General features: G+C 45.9%; 12 protein-coding genes. 7 read left to right on the forward strand and 5 right to left on the reverse strand.

The genetic code is table 11. The annotated features are described in order from the left end of the window. Positions 1 to 29: 29 nt before the first annotated feature. Together AB4405_RS10790 and metG are read right to left on the reverse strand one after the other, a co-directional pair. A complete protein-coding gene (locus AB4405_RS10790; protein WP_372060775.1) occupies positions 30 to 839 on the reverse strand; it encodes a hypothetical protein in 810 nt (269 codons plus the stop codon). Between the two features lie 237 nt (positions 840 to 1076). Continuing rightward, complete coding sequence (metG, locus tag AB4405_RS10795; protein ID WP_372060776.1) at positions 1077 to 3143, reverse strand: methionine--tRNA ligase; 2067 nt, start codon at positions 3141 to 3143, stop codon at positions 1077 to 1079. Between the two features lie 165 nt (positions 3144 to 3308). Here metG and apbC point away from each other — a divergent pair, with 165 nt between their 5' ends. From apbC to AB4405_RS10810, 3 genes are all read left to right on the forward strand, one after another. Continuing rightward, entirely contained in the window at positions 3309 to 4385 is a 1077-nt protein-coding gene (gene apbC, locus AB4405_RS10800; RefSeq protein ID WP_372060777.1) for an iron-sulfur cluster carrier protein ApbC, read from the forward strand. A gap of 179 nt (positions 4386 to 4564) precedes the next feature. Continuing rightward, complete coding sequence (gene udk, locus AB4405_RS10805) at positions 4565 to 5206, forward strand: uridine kinase (RefSeq protein ID WP_102467702.1); 642 nt, start codon at positions 4565 to 4567, stop codon at positions 5204 to 5206. A gap of 147 nt (positions 5207 to 5353) precedes the next feature. Further along, positions 5354 to 7468, forward strand: coding sequence for an AsmA family protein (locus tag AB4405_RS10810; RefSeq protein ID WP_372060778.1), 2115 nt, complete (start codon positions 5354 to 5356; stop codon positions 7466 to 7468). Positions 7469 to 7709: 241 nt separating this feature from the next. Here the strand turns inward: AB4405_RS10810 and cobO are convergent, their stop codons facing one another. Beyond that, complete coding sequence (gene cobO, locus AB4405_RS10815) at positions 7710 to 8318, reverse strand: cob(I)yrinic acid a,c-diamide adenosyltransferase (RefSeq protein ID WP_372060779.1); 609 nt, start codon at positions 8316 to 8318, stop codon at positions 7710 to 7712. Positions 8319 to 8437: 119 nt separating this feature from the next. Between cobO and AB4405_RS10820 the strand changes: the two genes are divergently transcribed. After that, the gene (locus tag AB4405_RS10820; RefSeq protein ID WP_372060780.1) at positions 8438 to 8899 is read left to right on the forward strand and encodes a low molecular weight protein-tyrosine-phosphatase; all 462 of its coding nucleotides are present in this window, start codon (positions 8438 to 8440) and stop codon (positions 8897 to 8899) included. 184 nt (positions 8900 to 9083) lie between these two features. On the opposite strand, the gene ansA is transcribed toward AB4405_RS10820, so the two are convergent. Both ansA and sppA read right to left on the reverse strand, forming a co-directional pair. Next, on the reverse strand, positions 9084 to 10097 hold the full coding sequence (gene ansA / locus AB4405_RS10825) for an asparaginase (RefSeq protein WP_102467743.1): 1014 nt from the start codon (positions 10095 to 10097) through the stop codon (positions 9084 to 9086). Between the two features lie 120 nt (positions 10098 to 10217). Next, entirely contained in the window at positions 10218 to 12068 is a 1851-nt protein-coding gene (sppA, locus tag AB4405_RS10830; protein WP_372060781.1) for a signal peptide peptidase SppA, read from the reverse strand. Between the two features lie 294 nt (positions 12069 to 12362). On the opposite strand from sppA, the gene AB4405_RS10835 reads away from it, so the two are divergent. The 3 genes from AB4405_RS10835 to AB4405_RS10845 all read left to right on the forward strand — a co-directional run bounded on the left by AB4405_RS10835 (position 12363) and on the right by AB4405_RS10845 (position 17108). Beyond that, positions 12363 to 14366: an FAD-dependent oxidoreductase gene (locus tag AB4405_RS10835; RefSeq protein ID WP_372060782.1), complete on the forward strand. Its 2004-nt coding sequence runs from the start codon at positions 12363 to 12365 to the stop codon at positions 14364 to 14366. Positions 14367 to 14536: 170 nt separating this feature from the next. Further along, a complete protein-coding gene (locus tag AB4405_RS10840; protein WP_102467708.1) occupies positions 14537 to 15085 on the forward strand; it encodes an NAD(P)H nitroreductase in 549 nt (182 codons plus the stop codon). Between the two features lie 79 nt (positions 15086 to 15164). Beyond that, the gene (locus AB4405_RS10845) at positions 15165 to 17108 is read left to right on the forward strand and encodes a DNA topoisomerase III (RefSeq protein WP_372060783.1); all 1944 of its coding nucleotides are present in this window, start codon (positions 15165 to 15167) and stop codon (positions 17106 to 17108) included. Positions 17109 to 17190 lie beyond the last annotated feature (82 nt).

Here is a 17190-nt window from a genome sequence, read left to right on the forward strand (position 1 = left end):
CGGCTTTTTATTGTTTCGTCTAAGAGGGATTAAATAGCGGCAGTATGAGGTAATGGTTGATAAAGGGTTTCGGCCAATTCCCCAATACAATCATCATAAGTCTGAAAGATGAAGTCGGAAAGCGTTGAACTTAACTGATACATGGCCTCTTTATCGATCGGGCTCTCTGGATGAGCGAGTATGTCATCGATCGTGATCATCGCTGCGCTGGTCATTGGGACGCGAATTGTGGCGTAAGAGCGTGTGACACTTAAACGGCTCACCTTACGCTGCATGACATGGCAATAATGTAATAGCTGTTGTTTGCCCATCGTGGTGTCGGAGTTTTGAATACACATTCGAAACTGAGTCAAACAATCAAGGCAATCAATAACGCCATGCCAAACCTCACTGTATGTTAACTCAAGTTCGTTTTGCTCAAGGTCGACCAACCAAGCCACGATTAGTTCATCAATTAACAACAGTGTATGACGAACCATTTTGCCATGTATGATTTGATTCTTGTTAACATTGCTGCGTTTCCAAGAGCGAATCAGCAGTGCGATATTATTATGCAGAACACGGTACATCGGCTTGTTGTTGAAATGAGCGAGTTGGATGAGCTCCTGACAATGAATTTCGATCTCTTGTTCGACTTTATCGATGTGTCTGGTTTTTTTGTGGCGAGACATTAGCGCAAAGTGAGTGATAGAGCGATGTTGCCTTATGAGGTTAACGAGATCTCTAAGATGAACAATCAGTTGATATCGGCGCTCAAGCTTGTGCTGTTGTTGACGTGAATAACGGTATATCACGAATAAAATCCCAAGCGAAATGATCACGGACACTAAGATAAACATAACGACCTCCTCGTTGTCGTTGTTTCACTGCCTTAAGTCGTTGCAATCTAGATGCCAAGAAAACTATTCTTTAAAATCAATGCCTTACTTCCACTATTAGTTCAAGGATGATATTGATTGGATGCTGTTGGTGCAATTGCACCAGAGTTGAGGGGGGAGTAAATGATAAAAAAGCCAGCACGAAGGCTGGCTTTTGTTGATGAACACACCCTTTTTGAAGGGTTAAGTGAAGCTCAATTACATCACTCGCATACCCGGTTGAGCACCGTCATGAGGTTCTAAAATCCAAAGATCACTGCCACCAGGACCAGCGGCTAAGATCATACCTTCGGACATTCCAAATTTCATTTTACGTGGTTTCAGGTTCGCAACCATTACCGTCAATTTGCCTTCGAGTTCTTCTGGCTTGTAGGCTGACTTAATGCCTGAGAATACTTGGCGAGTCTCGCCACCAATATCCAATTGGAATTTAAGTAGTTTGTTTGCTTTCGGCACTTCTTCACAGGAAATGATTCGAGCGATTCGCATGTCGACTTTAGCAAAGTCGTCAAACTCTATCTCATCGACAATTGGCTCTTTAGTCAGCTCAGTTTCTGTTTTTGCTGCTTCCGCTTTTTCTTTTGCGGCCATTTCAATAGCGGCATCTTCTTTAGACGCTTCGACCATAGATTCAACTTTCTTAGGGTCGATGCGGTTGAACAGTGCTTTGAACTTGGTGATTTCATGAGAGGTCAGTGGGTTCACGATGCTGTCCCACGTCAGCTCTTCATTTAAGAAAGCTTCAGTACGAGCCGTTAGCTCTGGCATGACAGGCTTGAGATAAGCCATCAACACGCGGAATAAGTTGATACCAACTGAACAGATATCTTGTAGTTCTTGGTCTTTGCCTTCTTCTTTCGCGACTACCCACGGTGCTTTTTCGTCAACGTATTGGTTGGCTTTATCAGCAAGTGCCGTGATCTCACGAATAGCGCGACTGAACTCACGTGACTCGTAGCATTCACCAATGCGTTCTGCTGCAGCAACGAATTCGTTGTAAAGCTCAGGTTCGGCAAAAGTATCCGATAACTTGCCTTCGAAACGCTTGCTAATAAAGCCGGCGTTACGGGACGCGAGGTTAACAATTTTGTTCACCACGTCTGAGTTAACGCGTTGCGTGAAGTCTTCGAGGTTTAAGTCTAGATCATCGATGCGGCTGTTGAGTTTCGCAGCGTAATAGTAGCGCAAGCATTCAGGGTCTAAATGATCAAGGTACGTAGCCGCTTTGATGAAGGTGCCCTTAGATTTAGACATCTTCGCGCCGTTCACTGTGACATAGCCATGAACAAAAACGTTGTTAGGCTTGCGGAAACCTGCTCCGTCTAACATCGCTGGCCAGAACAAACTGTGGAAGTAAACGATGTCTTTGCCAATAAAGTGGTAAAGCTCAGTTTTACTGTCTTTGCACCAGTATTCGTTGAAATCTAAATCGTCACGTTTGTCACAGAGGTTTTTGAACGACGCCATGTAACCAACAGGTGCATCTAACCAAACGTAGAAAAATTTGTCTTTCTCGCCTGGGATCTCGAAGCCAAAATAAGGCGCATCACGAGAGATATCCCACTGTTGAAGACCTGACTCAAACCATTCTTGCATCTTATTCGCGGTTTCATTTTGCAATGAACCTGAGCGTGTCCACTCTTTTAGCATGCTTTCGAATTGCGGAAGGTCAAAGAAGAAGTGTTCTGAATCTTTCATGACGGGCGTAGCACCAGACACGGCAGATTTAGGATTGATAAGCTCCGTTGGGCTATACGTTTCGCCGCAATTATCGCAGTTATCGCCGTATTGATCTTCAGATTTACATTTCGGGCAGGTGCCTTTAACGAAACGATCGGGAAGAAACATTTCTTTCTCTGGGTCAAATAACTGAGAAATCGTGCGGCTTGAAATAAAACCGTTTTTCTTGAGCTCCAGATAGATGTGAGATGCTAATTCGCGGTTCTCTTCACTATGCGTGCTGTGGTAGTTATCAAAACTGATGTCAAAGCCAGCGAAGTCTTTTTGGTGCTCTTCGCTAACGGCTGCGATCATTTCTTCTGGCGTGATCCCCATCTGCTGAGATTTCAACATGATTGGTGTGCCGTGAGCGTCATCAGCACAAATGAAGTTAACTACGTTGCCGCGCAGGCGTTGGTAGCGCACCCAAATATCCGCTTGGATATGCTCAAGCATATGACCAAGGTGAATTGAGCCGTTCGCGTACGGAAGCGCGCAGGTTACCAACAGTTTCCTTGGGGTAAGGTTTCTTGGATCGGTTGCCATACTTAAATTTCGCTTTCTTATTCAGTGTAAAATATTGGCTAATACTACATGATGCTCGCCATGACTCCAAGGTATCCAGAGTCGATCCCCTTAACTTTTTTGGGGTTCTGGTTCTGGCCACTCGGTGCTAGTCTTAGTGGTGAGAGCAATTATAAGGAATCCCAGATGCGAGCGTTCGAGTCGAAACAAGAATTTTGTCAGTGGTTAGGTGAATTTACAGCAAACAATCTGAAAATAGGCTGGAGCGAAATTCCGGATGTGGTGAGTGTATTAGCCAGTGGTGAGTTTAAAATCACCTTGCCGTTTGCCAATAAAACGACGGTCGATGAATTAGAAGCGTGGATTAGAAAAGAACAAGAGAGCCAACGTGTCGCGCCGTTTGATTTTTCTGTATCGAGTGAAACCAAATCACTGGTGACAACGGTAGCGGCTGAAGTGAAAGGCGTCAAAAATATCATTGCGGTAACGTCTGCAAAGGGAGGCGTGGGCAAATCAACGACAGCGGTTAACCTAGCGCTTGCGATTAGTGCACTCGGAGCCAAGGTCGGCATCTTGGATTCAGATGTCTACGGGCCGTCTGTTCCGCTGATGCTTGGAAAAATGGATGCACACCCAGAGGTTCGTGATGGGAAGTGGATGCAACCCGTCCAAGCACATGGTATTTATACTCAATCGATAGGTTACTTGATTAGTTCAGACGATGCGGCAATCTGGCGTGGCCCAATGGCATCAAAAGCACTGGCGCAATTATTAAACGAAACGGAATGGCCAGACTTGGATTATTTGATTCTTGATATGCCTCCGGGTACGGGTGATATTCAGCTTACATTGTCGCAACAGATCCCTGTGACAGCTGCTGTGATTGTGACAACCCCGCAGGACCTAGCGTTAGCTGACGCCATTAAAGGCGTCGCTATGTTTGAGAAAGTCTCTGTGCCAGTGGTTGGGGTTATAGAAAATATGAGCTACCACATTTGTAGCCAATGCGGTTCAAAAGAACACATCTTTGGCTCGGGTGGCGCAGAATGGATGGCATCAAAATTTGGTATCAATATGCTTGCACAAGTTCCACTTCATATTGATATTCGTGAGTCGATTGACAACGGCGCGCCGACGGTCGCTTCAGACCCGCAAGGTGAGCACGCTGCGATCTATCATGCGTTGGCCGAAAGAGTATGTGCAGATTTGTATTGGGGTGGCAAAGTGAGACCTGACGCCATCCAATTTACCATGGTTCAGTGACGCTAGAATGTTCAAGGTTGGTGAGGACAAGGTGAAGTAATCGATTGCAATTTGGATTTTGTTAGTTAAAGACCAAAATGGCCATCAAATAACTGCTCAATCGTCTAGTATATAAGGGGTGAAATCCCTATAATTACCCGGTTTTGTCCTCACCACCATATATGTACTAGGTGCAAAGAATGTCTGATAATAATCAATGTGTCATCGTCGGTATCGCTGGCGCTTCTGCTTCTGGAAAAAGTCTCATTGCGAGCACTATCTATAACGAATTGCGCGAGAAAGTAGGCGATCACCAAATTGGTGTCATCACGGAAGATTGTTACTACAATGACCAAAGCCATCTGAGCATGGAAGAGCGTGTTAAAACAAACTATGACCACCCAAGTGCACTGGACCACAACCTATTGTGCGACCACCTTGAGGCCTTGATTCGAGGCGAAGCGGTCGAAGTTCCAGAGTACAGCTACTCTGAACACACCCGTACCAGCAACGCGACGACGTTGACACCAAAAAAAGTGATCATCCTAGAAGGGATTCTGTTGTTAACGGATCCTCGCCTTCGTAAGTTGATGCACGCCACGGTGTTTATGGATACGCCGTTAGATATTTGTCTTCTTCGTCGCGTGACTCGTGATGTAGAAGAGCGTGGCCGTACGATGGAATCGGTCTTGCAGCAGTACCAAACGACAGTACGTCCGATGTTCATGCAGTTTATCGAACCCTCTAAACAATACGCGGATATTATTGTTCCTCGTGGTGGTAAAAATCGTATTGCTATCGATGTGTTGAAAGCGCATATTGCGAAGTTACTTCGCGCTTAATTTCGGATGGATTTCTTGAGTATTGATTCAGTAACGTTCTATACTAAATCAATACTCGAGCCGCAATTAAATCACTTTATTTTTTAATGAATTAGTGGCACTTTTAGTGCCACTTTTTTATTTTCAGCCTTGCAAAGGACGTTGCCAATGAAAAAACTTCTTCTCGTCATCGCCATTCCTATTGTCGTCGTTCTACTTGGTATCGTAGGCCTAACGATTTTCGTCAATCCAAATCAATTTAAGCCTATGATTACCGAACAGGTTCAGGCTCAAACTGGACTCAACCTGGAGATTAATGGTGATATTAGCTGGCAATTCTTCCCATCAGTTGGCTTTGAATTAGGAGAAACCAATCTTAAGAATCCACAAGGATTCAACAACCCGAACCTATTCAGCGTTCAACAAGTGGGTGTTAGTATCGCAGTAATGCCGTTACTGGACAAAACACTCGAGATAGGTTCAATCAATCTGGATGGGGCGCAAGTCTACCTCGAAACGTTGCCAAATGGCGCATCAAACCTAGACGCCTTGACAGCATCGAAAGACAGCTCCGCTGAAGCCGCGACCACCGATGACACGACTCAACCGCAACAACAAACGGCCTCTTCGGCTGATGGCTGGAGTATTTCTCTGTCCGGCGTGACGGTTTCAAATGCCTTACTCGACATTTCGGATGCTAAAACGGGCTCGCATACCAAGTTATACGATGTTGGTTTGACAGTTTCTGAGTTTGCGGCTGATCAATGGACAACGGCTCAGTTTGAAGTCAAAGGTCAAATGGAAGCGAAAGGCCAACCTAATGCGCAGACCTTTACCGCCAACGGCACGGCAGACTTTACGCTGAGCCAAGATTTTAGTCGCTACGCGCTAAAAAACATCGCGTTTGATGCCACCTTCGATGATGGGGTGAACAAGATTGATAACGCACAGTTGAAATTGAATACCTTTGAATTTGACCAAACCAACAATATTGATTTTACGGTACAGGGCGTAGTCGCAGACATGACGCTCAATGCGACAGGCGGCACCGCATTTGAGATCGATAAAGCGATGACGATGTTGAAGTTAAATGCATTGACGTTGGATGCGACCGTTGAAGGGGATGCGTTGCCTCAATCTCCTATGAAGATTGGTATGGCTTCTAATTTGACGTTTGATCTCAATAAAAGCTTCTTAGACTTCGTTTTACAAAAACTCACCGTCAATAAGATAAAGCTGGATGGTAAAGCGACGGTACAACTTGCTGACATTCCCAAGGTGCGTTTTTCCTTGCACAGCCCAGACATTGATCTTGATGAGTTTCTAGGGTTAAACCAAGCCTCTGAGACGGCGCAGTCAGATACCCAAGAGTCTGCGGGTAGTTCAAATGATGGAGCGGTAAGTAAAGAGGTTGAACCTGACCTATCTGCATTGAAAGGATTAGATGTTAAAGGGTCAATCTCGATTGACAAGTTTAAAGCAGCTAACGCTCGTATGCAGGAAGTGAAAAGCGACTTTTATGTTAAAGGTGGGATTGCTGAACTGACTTCATTTAGTTCAAATCTTTACCAAGGCTCGATTACCGCAAAAGCGAAATTGGATGCTCGCCAATCACCAGCAAGCTACAGCGCAATAAAGACCATTAAAGGGGTTAAAGTCCAACCATTGCTTATTGATGTTGCCAATAACGACAAACTCGAGGGTACGGGCAATATTGACGTCAACGTTACCGGTAAAAGTCTAACCCCAACAGGCATCAAGAAAAACCTAAAAGGCACGGTCAAGATTAACTTTGCGGATGGTGCGGTCAACGGTATAAACGTTGCACAAATGATTCGTGAAAACTACGCACGCTTTAAAGGACAATCGTTAGACGGTAAGTCTGAGCCACAAAAAACAGACTTTAGCGCGATGACAGCAACGCTGACTTTCAACAAAGGAGTCGTATCAACGAACAATATGAAAGCCGAGTCACCATTGTTACGGATTAAGGGCTCAGGCTCGGCTAATTACATCAACGAAACGGCTGACTTCTTGGTGAGTACATCGGTGGTAGGGACGCTCGAAGGACAAGGCGGTGAGAGCATTACCGAACTGCGTGATGTCACGATTCCAATCAAGATAACGGGTCCATGGGCAGCGCCTAAGTTCGCACTCGTGTTCGATGACGTGCTTAAACAAAAAGCGCAAAAAGAGGTGGAGCGAGCAACAGAACGCCTTGGCATCAAAGATGAGAAAACGAAGAAAGCCGTTGATGGATTATTGAAAGGATTGTTCAACTGATCGGCTAGTGGCTATATTGAAAGCTGAAAGCTAAAAGCTAAAAAACGGTGTCCTTGGGCACCGTTTTTGTTTTTGAGATAATGTGCGGAACGTTACCGGCTTAACGGCAAGGGAAAAAACCAAGATAAGCACTCATCAGGCTAGTAAGCGTTGCGACCAGCACGGCCTTAAATTCAAGATGGGCAGCATCGGTTCGCCGCTCTGGTGATATAACATTAATCGAGCCTAACTGGCTATTTTATTACCAGTCCACGCCTTTGAGCGCTTTTACGCCAGATTCAAAAGCATGCTTAACGTTTTTAACCTCAGAAACGGTATCAGCGAGCTCAATTAATGTACGATGAGCGCCGCGGCCTGTGATTATCACCGACTGCATTTTAGGTCGATGCGTCAAGGCTTCTACGACTTCATCTAAATCGATATAGCCGTAACTCACCATATACGTGAGTTCATCGAACAGTACGACATCGATACTTTCGTCCTTAAGCATTCGTTTGCATTCCTGCCAGACTAGTTGCGCAGCTAGCGTGTCCGCTTCTTTATTTTGAGTCTCCCAAGTAAAGCCGGTTGCCATCACTTGAAATTCGACGCCCAGCTTTTCGAGCAGGTTTTTTTCTCCGTTTGCCCATGTTCCTTTTATGAACTGCGCAACGGCCGCTTTCTTGTCGTGACCAATCGCTCGGGTTACGGTACCAAATCCTGCCGTCGACTTGCCTTTACCATTGCCAGTAATGACCAACAATAATCCTTTTTCTTCTTGGGCGTTGGCAATTTTTTTATCAACATTTTCTTTAACTTTCTGCTGACGATCTTTATGGCGCTGTTGTTTTTGCTCTTCCGAAAGTGACATGACTATTCCCTTGCTGAGTATTGTTTTTATTCATTAATCGAGTTTCTATAAACCCATCTACACTCTATGATAATGAAATAGCGTGAGAAAAAAACAAGTTAAATTTTAAGGGTATAGCAATGAAGAAAGTATTAGTCGTCTGTATGGGGAATATTTGTCGTTCGCCAACGGGAGAAGCGGTGCTTAGAGCTTGCGCACAAAGGCAAGGACTGGATATTTTGGTGGATTCAGCGGGGACGATTGGTTTTCATGAGGGGGCATCTCCGGACCCAAGGGCCCAAGTGGCGGCAGAATCGAGAGGGTATTCCTTTGAAGGCATAACGGCGAGGCAGGTGACTGATGCGGATTTTTATAACTTTGATTTGATTTTGGCTGCTGATGAAGACAACCTCAATGATCTTATTGTTAGGTGTCCCGAACATCGACAGAGCGCATTATCGCTTTTCCTAAGTCATGGTCACTCTGAACAAAAGGAGATACCCGATCCATACTACGGTGGGGAGCAAGGCTTTGAGCAGGTTCTTGACTTGATTGAGGATGCCGCACAAGGGGTGTTAGAAGCACTAAAAACAATGAAATAATGGCGTAATTAGACGGCCACTGGCGGGATTAACGCGTTGTCACTATTCACCAGCTGACTGTATCAATCCATTCTCACTATCAATCGTACTCACGATTAACAGTTCACATAATCAACGCGTTAGGGTGAAACCTTGTTGGGTGTGTGAACTGTTATTCAATGGGTTGATTCTTAAGTGCAGACGCTTACTTACTCATCTCACCGCGCAACACTTCTGACATCTGTCGTTTAATCTGCTCATAGCTAAGATCTTGGCTTAATAAGTAGTGCAGTTTTGCTAATGCGGCTTCTGGTGTCATATCGTAGCCGCTAATGACACCAGAGTCGGCCAGTGCACATCCCGTAGCATAGCCACCCATATTTACTTTCCCTGCAAGACATTGCGTCAGGTTGACTACAATAACCCCACGTTCTGACGCTTCTTTTAAGTGCGCGAGTAGTGCTGGGTTTTGTGGCGCGTTACCCACACCGAATGTAAGCAAAATCATAGCATTAACCGGTTGAAGCAACGTGTTTCGGATCACCTCGTGAGAGATGCCTGGGTACATGGTGATGACCCCAATAGGCTGAGGCGTAATATTACAGACTCGGAAATCACCGTTTGCTGGCTTATTGATTTCTACACCATTGCTGAGCTGGATGTTAATACCTGCTTCTAGCAACGACGGTAAATTTGGTGACGTAAAGGCGTTGAAGCCGTCAGCATGAGATTTTGTGCTGCGATTCCCACGCATAAGCTGATTATTAAAGAACAGCGTGACTTCATTAATCGGGTAATTTGCCGCAATATGTAACGCATTGAGCAAATTAGCTTGGCCATCTGAGCGAAGCTCCGCGAGAGGGATCTGCGATCCCGTGACGATCACTGGCTTACCTAGGTTCTCTAACATAAAGGATAAGGCTGACGCGGTGTAAGCCATGGTATCAGTACCATGGAGGATAACGAAACCGTCGTAATTATCGTAATTATCTCGGATGTCATCGGCAATTTGCTGCCAATCCGCTGGTGTCATATCGGAAGAATCAATCAAGGGATCGTATTCATGGATAGTGAATTCAGGCATCTCTGAACGATGAAACTCAGGCATGCTTGCTAGTTGTTTTTCCATGAATCCCGCGACTGGGACGTAACCATTGGATGATTTTTTCATCCCAATTGTTCCGCCAGTGTAGGCGATGTAGATGTGTTTTCTTGTCATGATCGACATTACTTCAATGTTTAGAACAGGTGGCAGGATTATAGCGGAATCAAACAAAAGAGCCACCGAAACGGCGGCTCTTAGGGCATTTAACAAGTGGTTAAATCTAAATCATGTTGCTTACTCAACATTACACGTTAAGCAGAGAACGTACTGACCTTTAGGATCATTGAAGCTTTCTACTAGCGATGCTTGTTGTTGAATCTGTGCAGCTGCCGGTTGTAGGCTCTCTGGGAGCATACTCGAGATATCATACCCCAACGACACCTTCACTTGTTGCATCATCTCTTGGATAAACTGCTGCGCTGGACTTAATGGCTCTTCAACCCAGTAAACGTCATAATCGTCTACGTTGCCCAACTCCGCCGCTAGCGCAACGGCGTCATCGAAGTCACCAATTTGGTCGATCAATCCACGTTCTAGGGCGTCTTTGCCTGTCCATACTCGACCTTGAGCGACATTATCGACATCGGAAACGTCCATATCACGATTGTTGGCGACTAAGGTAATGAAGCGCTTGTAGCCATTTTCAATCCCCATCTGGAAAGCCTCTGATGCGCCTTCGGACAAGCCTGTCGTCACACCAACACCCGAGAATGGGGAAGTGCCTACGCCATCGGTTGAGATACCAATGTTGCTCAATCCTTTCTCAAACGTGGTAATAACGCTGAAGATACCAATCGAACCGGTAATCGTCGTTGGCTGAGCAATAATTTTGTCAGCGCTCATTGAGATCCAGTAACCGCCAGATGCGGCGAGGCTAGACATTGATACCACGACCGGTTTGCCCGCTTTTTGCAAAGCGACGACTTCGTTACGAATAACCTCTGAAGCGAAGGCGCTTCCGCCTGGGCTATCAACACGAAGAACCACGGACTTAACCGAATCGTCTTCTCTGGCTTGTTTGAGAAGCCCTGCAACAGTGTCACCACCCACCGTGCCTCTTGGCTGCTCTCCATCCATGATGGTACCGCTAGCGACGACGACAGCAACGCTGTCTTTCGATGGTTGAATATCAAATGGAATCGTCATGAGATAATCGTAATATCCGACAGCATTGAAGCTACCATCTCCGTCGCTACCGAATGCGTCAATCATAGCTTGATTGACTTGTTGCTTGGTGGCTAATTCATCGACAAGTCCCAACTTTTTAGACAGAGCCGCAAGGTCGCCATCCACGGATTTCAACTCGGATAGGAAGGTGTCCATCGTTGGTGTTAAGACGGTAGGTTCAAGTTGACGATTGGTGGCAACATCATCGACGTAAGCGCCCCAAAGTTGGGATACCCAGCGTGTTGCTGACTCTTTGGCTGCCGGAGACATATCATCACGTAAGAATGGTTCAACCGCTGATTTGTAGGTGCCAACGCGGAAGACGTGTGTCGTAACATCAAGCTTTTCAAGCAGCGTTTTGTAGTACATTGAGTACGCGCTGTAACCCTTGATTAACACCGCCCCGTCAGGCGCAAGATAGACCTTGTCGGCATAACTGGCTAGGTAGTATTGGCTTTGGTTATAGAAAGCGCCATAAGCAAGTACAGGTTTACCGGTTGCCTTGAACTCATTGATGGCTTTGGCGATATAGCGCAGCTTTGTTAAGCTGGTTTCTGGCATATCACGTAGAGAGAGCACCAACCCAGTGACATGGTCATCTGTCGAGGCATGTCGAATGGTGTCCACGATATCAAACAGGACGTTCTCTTTGGGTAGGTCTTTACCAAACAATGAACCGGTGACCGAATCCATTGGGTTCACGTAGGTGCTTTGCTCTACCACTGGGCCGGCAATATTTAATACTAACGCGGCTTCTTTTTTAACTGGCGGAGCGCTTGGTTCTACCTGAGTGAAACCGAAATAAAGCAGGGCGATCACGGCAAAGAACAACAGGTTCACAATGGCCAGTCTGGTAAAGTTAATCACTTTCCAGAATCCCTTGAAGATTAACCCAATAAATCGAACTATTTTTTTCATCATCTCTCCACAACACACGAAGTGAGTGTCTGCATCCCTAAATAACAGCTTGTAGTCTAGTGTTACGACTATGAATAAGCTGTATGAATATTGTAATTGTACGTGAATGTGACGACTTTCACCCAATCAAAAGCCATCATCATAAAAATTAGAGACTTATCATCATCGATGAAGTTCAAATAATCAAAAATTATTTTGCATTATGTTGTAAGAATGTAAACGCAAGTTTGATTTATTAACCTTGTTGTAATAATCTGGTCAGACCACAATTATAAAAAGCAAAGTGAAGTCGCCATGTACCCAAACCTACTAAAACCTCTAGACCTAGGATTCACTCAACTTCGCAATCGTGTATTGATGGGCTCTATGCACACGGGGCTTGAAGAACATAAAGAAGGCTTGCAAAAATTGGCGGCTTTCTATGAAGAACGTGCTAAAGGCGGGGTTGGACTGATCGTCACGGGTGGTTTCTCACCCAACTTACGTGGCCGCCTCGCTCCCTTTGCTGCTGAGTTTAGTAAGCCTAAACATGCCAAGGCACACAAAGTTGTGACAGAAGCTGTACATAAGCATGGTGGTAAGATTGCATTGCAAATCCTACACGCTGGGCGGTATAGCTATCACCCTTTTTCTCAAAGTGCCTCAAAAATAAAATCACCTATCACCCCCTTTACGCCCAGTGAAATTAGTAGCCGCCAGATTTGGAAAACAATTGAGGCCTATGCGAATAGCGCAGCCTTAGCGCAAACTGCTGGGTATGATGGCGTAGAGATAATGGGATCGGAAGGCTACTTCATCAACCAATTTATTTGTAAACGGACCAACGTTCGATATGACGAATGGGGCGGGAGCTATGAAAATCGTATTCGCTTGGCGATTGAAGTTGTTAAAGCGGTGCGTGCTGCTGTTGGGGAGGAGTTCATCATCATCTTCCGCTTGTCGATGCTTGATTTAGTTGAGCAGGGCAGCACATTTGACGAGGTTATTCAGTTAGGTAAGGCTCTAGAAGACGCGGGCGTCACCATTATAAACTCAGGTATTGGGTGGCATGAAGCCAAAGTCCCAACCATCGCGACACAGGTACCCAGAGCGGCCTTCACTTGGGTGACAGAAAAGGTTCGCCCACACCTTAATGTTCCGGTGATTACCACCAATAGAATTAATACCCCTGAAGAAGCTGAGCGAGTATTGGCGTCAGGTCACGCGGACATGGTCTCAATGGCGAGACCTTTCCTAGCAGACCCTAATTTTGTTCAAAAAGCAGAGCAAGGAAAATCACAATTAATCAATACTTGTATTGGTTGTAACCAGGCGTGTTTGGATAATGCCTTTAAGGGTAAGCGCGCGACCTGTTTGGTGAACCCTCAAGCTTGTTATGAAACGGAACTTATCGTTAAAACGACCGCTAAGTCCAAAAGTATTGCCGTCGTCGGTGCAGGCCCTGCAGGGCTAGCTTGTGCCACTATGCTTGCAGAGAAAGGCCATTCCGTTGATTTGTTCGAAAAAAGCGATCGAATTGGTGGCCAGTTTCGTCTCGCCATGCAGATCCCTGGCAAAGAAGAGTTTCGTGAGACGATCCGTTACTTTGCAAACCGAATTGATGAGACAGGCGTAAAGCTACACCTAGAAACCGAAGCCAATGCCGATTTGTTGAAAGAGTACGATGAGGTGGTCATGGCGTCTGGGGTGAAGCCGAGAATGCCGAAACTGGAAGGTATTGATAATGCTGATAAGGTGATCGATTACCAAACACTGATTCGTGACAAGGTATACGCCGGCGAAAACGTCGCGATAATGGGTGCTGGTGGTATCGGTGTTGATGTCGCCTCTATGCTGACCGAACCAGTTGGTCATACGCTTGATGATTGGCTGCATGAGTGGGGGGTCGATACTCAAGTGGAACATCCGGGTGGCTTGTACCCTTTCCCTGATACAGTCGCTGAGACTAACGTCTGGGTGATGCAACGAAAAGCAGGACGTGTTGGCAAGGGCCCTGGAAAAACAACTGGCTGGATCCACAAAAAGATCCTTGAAAAGCGCGGCGTTAATCTATTGGCCGGTGTGTCTTATGAAAAAATTGATGACGAAGGCCTACACATCACGATTAAGGGGGAGCATAAACTGATCCCTGCCGATAAGGTGATTGTCTGTGCGGGGCAAGAATCCGTGAAACCATTTGAGGCGCAATGGCCTGATTTTGGAGATAAGCTGCACGTGATTGGTGGTGCTGATTATGCCGGAGAGTTAGATGCGGTACGTGCAATTCGCCAAGGCGTAGAGCTAGCGGCTAAGCTGTAGGCCTGCAACCTCTGAATCAGAGAGATAAAAAACGCGGGTGATGGTTGAAGTGAACCATAGAGCATTTAATATGATGTTTGATAATGGTTATCAATAGTAGTGTTAACACGTTGGGTATTTGTTATTATTAATGCAAAGACCGATAACAACATTAACTCCAAGGACGTATTATGGATGCCTTAGAACTGCTGCTTAACCGACGTTCAATTGCCCGCCTAAGTGACCCCGCACCGGAAGGGGTCGCACTGGAAAATATCATAAAAGCAGGACTGCGTGCGCCCGATCACGGTGGCTTAACACCTTGGCGGTTCGTGTTGGCTCAAGGCAATGGTCTTAACAAGCTTGCGACCATTTTATCAGAGGCCAGCACGCTCGCGGGTCGTGAGCAAAATGTGATTGATAAAGCGCAAAAAGCACCGTTTCGAGCGCCACTGGTGATCACGGTGATTGCCAGCGTGACTCCACATGAAAAAGTACCCGCATTTGAGCAATACCTTTCTGCTGGGTGCGCCGTTCAAGCAATGCAAATGGCTGCAGTTGCGCAAGGGTTTCAAGCCTTTTGGCGCTCCGGTAAATGGATGTTTGATGAGCATGTGAAACAAGCATTTAATGTGACAGGAGACGATAAAATTGTTGGTTTTCTTTATGTTGGCACGCCTGGTTGCACCCCGATGAAAGCCCCCGAGCGAGACCTTTCTAAGTTTATAGAGTTCCTGTAACTGTCTATTTATACAGTTTTTCTTGATTAATAAAGGTAAGCTTGGTTAAGCTTACCTTTTCTTTTGCCAGTATATTTTTATGACACGTCTATTTATCGCAGAAAAACCGAGCTTAGGTCGCGCAATCGCGGCGGCCTTACCTAACCCTCAGAAGAAAGGGGATGGGTTTATTCAATGTGGTAATGGTGATGTGGTGACATGGTGCATCGGCCACTTACTTGAACAGGTTGAGCCCGATGTTTACGATGACCGGTATAAAAAATGGAACCTCCTTGACCTCCCCATTATTCCTGAACAGTGGCAGCTTCGACCTAGAAAAACGGCAGCAAAGCAACTTGCCGTGGTGAAAAAGTGTGTCAAACAAGCAAGCGAATTAGTTAACGCGGGCGATCCTGATCGAGAAGGGCAGTTACTTGTCGACGAGGTCATTGATTATTGTAAGGTCAGCAAAGCCAAGAAAGATAATGCGCAACGGTTATTGATTAGTGATTTGAACCTACCTGCGGTAAAGAAAGCCATTGGATCGATGCGCATGAACAAAGAGTTTGTACCGCTTTCGGTCTCTGCATTGGCTCGCTCAAGAGCAGACTGGCTGTATGGGATGAATATGTCTCGTGCCTACACATTATTGGGCCAAAAAGCGGGTTACCAAGGTGTGCTTTCTGTGGGGCGAGTACAAACGCCCGTTTTAGGATTAGTGGTTCGACGTGACGATGAGATCGCAAATTTTATCCCCAAGGACTACTTTACGCTGCATGCTCTCATTCCTTATCAAGACAGTCAAAGTAGCTTCGATATTCGAGCTCGCTGGAAACCAAGTGAAGCCTGTAAGAATTGGCAAGATGAAGAAGGTCGAGTGCTTAATCGCAAGCTGGTTGAGAATGTCGCGAGTCGAATTAAAGGCCAACCCGCTAAGGTGGTAAAGTCTGAACACAAATCGACCAAGCAAAATGCGCCGATGCCGTATTCGTTGTCCGCGTTGCAGATTGACGCTGCCAAACGTTACAACATGAGCGCTCAACAGGTTCTCGATGTCTGCCAAGCCTTGTACGAAAAACATAAACTGATCACCTATCCGCGTTCAGATTGTCGGTACCTACCTAATGACCATTTCTACCAGGCCAATGAAGTACTCGCTGCAATAAAAAATAATAGTAAAGCTTGTGCGGCTCATGTGGATGAGGCGGATAGCAGTCGCAAGTCAAAAGCGTGGAACAACAGCAAGGTTGATGCGCACCATGCCATCATCCCAACACCTAAAAAGTCGAACAGCGTACTGTCGAACTACGAAGAGAACGTTTATGGGTTGATCGCTCGTCAATACGTCATGCAATTTTACCCGCCAGCCGTGTATGCCGAAGCGATGCTCGAATTTGATATCCAAGGTGGACTCTTCGTATCAAAAGGCAAGCGTATGCAAGAGCCAGGATGGCGCGTCTTGCTTGGTAAGCAGTCTAACAGCAAGGAAGAAGATGTTGATGCGGTGCCAGCCCTGCCTGTTGGTACCGAGTTGCTTTGTCGTGAAGGACAAATATTGGAGAAAAAAACGGAACCTCCCCGTCATTTTACTGAGGCAACGCTGCTGCAGGCAATGACGGGTATTGGCCGCTTTGTTGTTGACCCATCGTTGAAAAAAATCCTAAGAGACACCGATGGAATCGGTACGGAGGCGACTCGTGCAGGCATACTGGATACCTTGTTTAAAAGGCAGTTGTTAAGACGCGATGGCAAGGCAGTGTTAGGTTCACCTGCGGGTCGAGGTTTAGTGTATGCATTACCAGATGAATCGACCCATCCGGACATGACGGCGCACTGGGAACATCAGCTTCAAGGTATGGCCGAAAAAACGTATTCATACGCTCCCTTTATGCTAGGTCTTACTCAAAAAATGGATGAGTTGATGCGTCGGGTTAAAGAAGAGCCAGTGCCTGAATCGTTGAGAAATTTACCCAAGGTGGAACGGCCGGCTTTTAAGAAAAAACGTAACAGCAAGCCAAGAAAAAGCCCGAGGAAGTCAAAGTAGCCCTATAAAATACCGCCATATCACGTGATGTGGCGGTATTTTATTAACAAAGTAGTTAAGCGTCTTTGTTTGCACTCGTATC

Source organism: Vibrio sp. 10N.261.51.F12 (assembly GCF_041471725.1).
GTDB lineage: Bacteria > Pseudomonadota > Gammaproteobacteria > Enterobacterales > Vibrionaceae > Vibrio.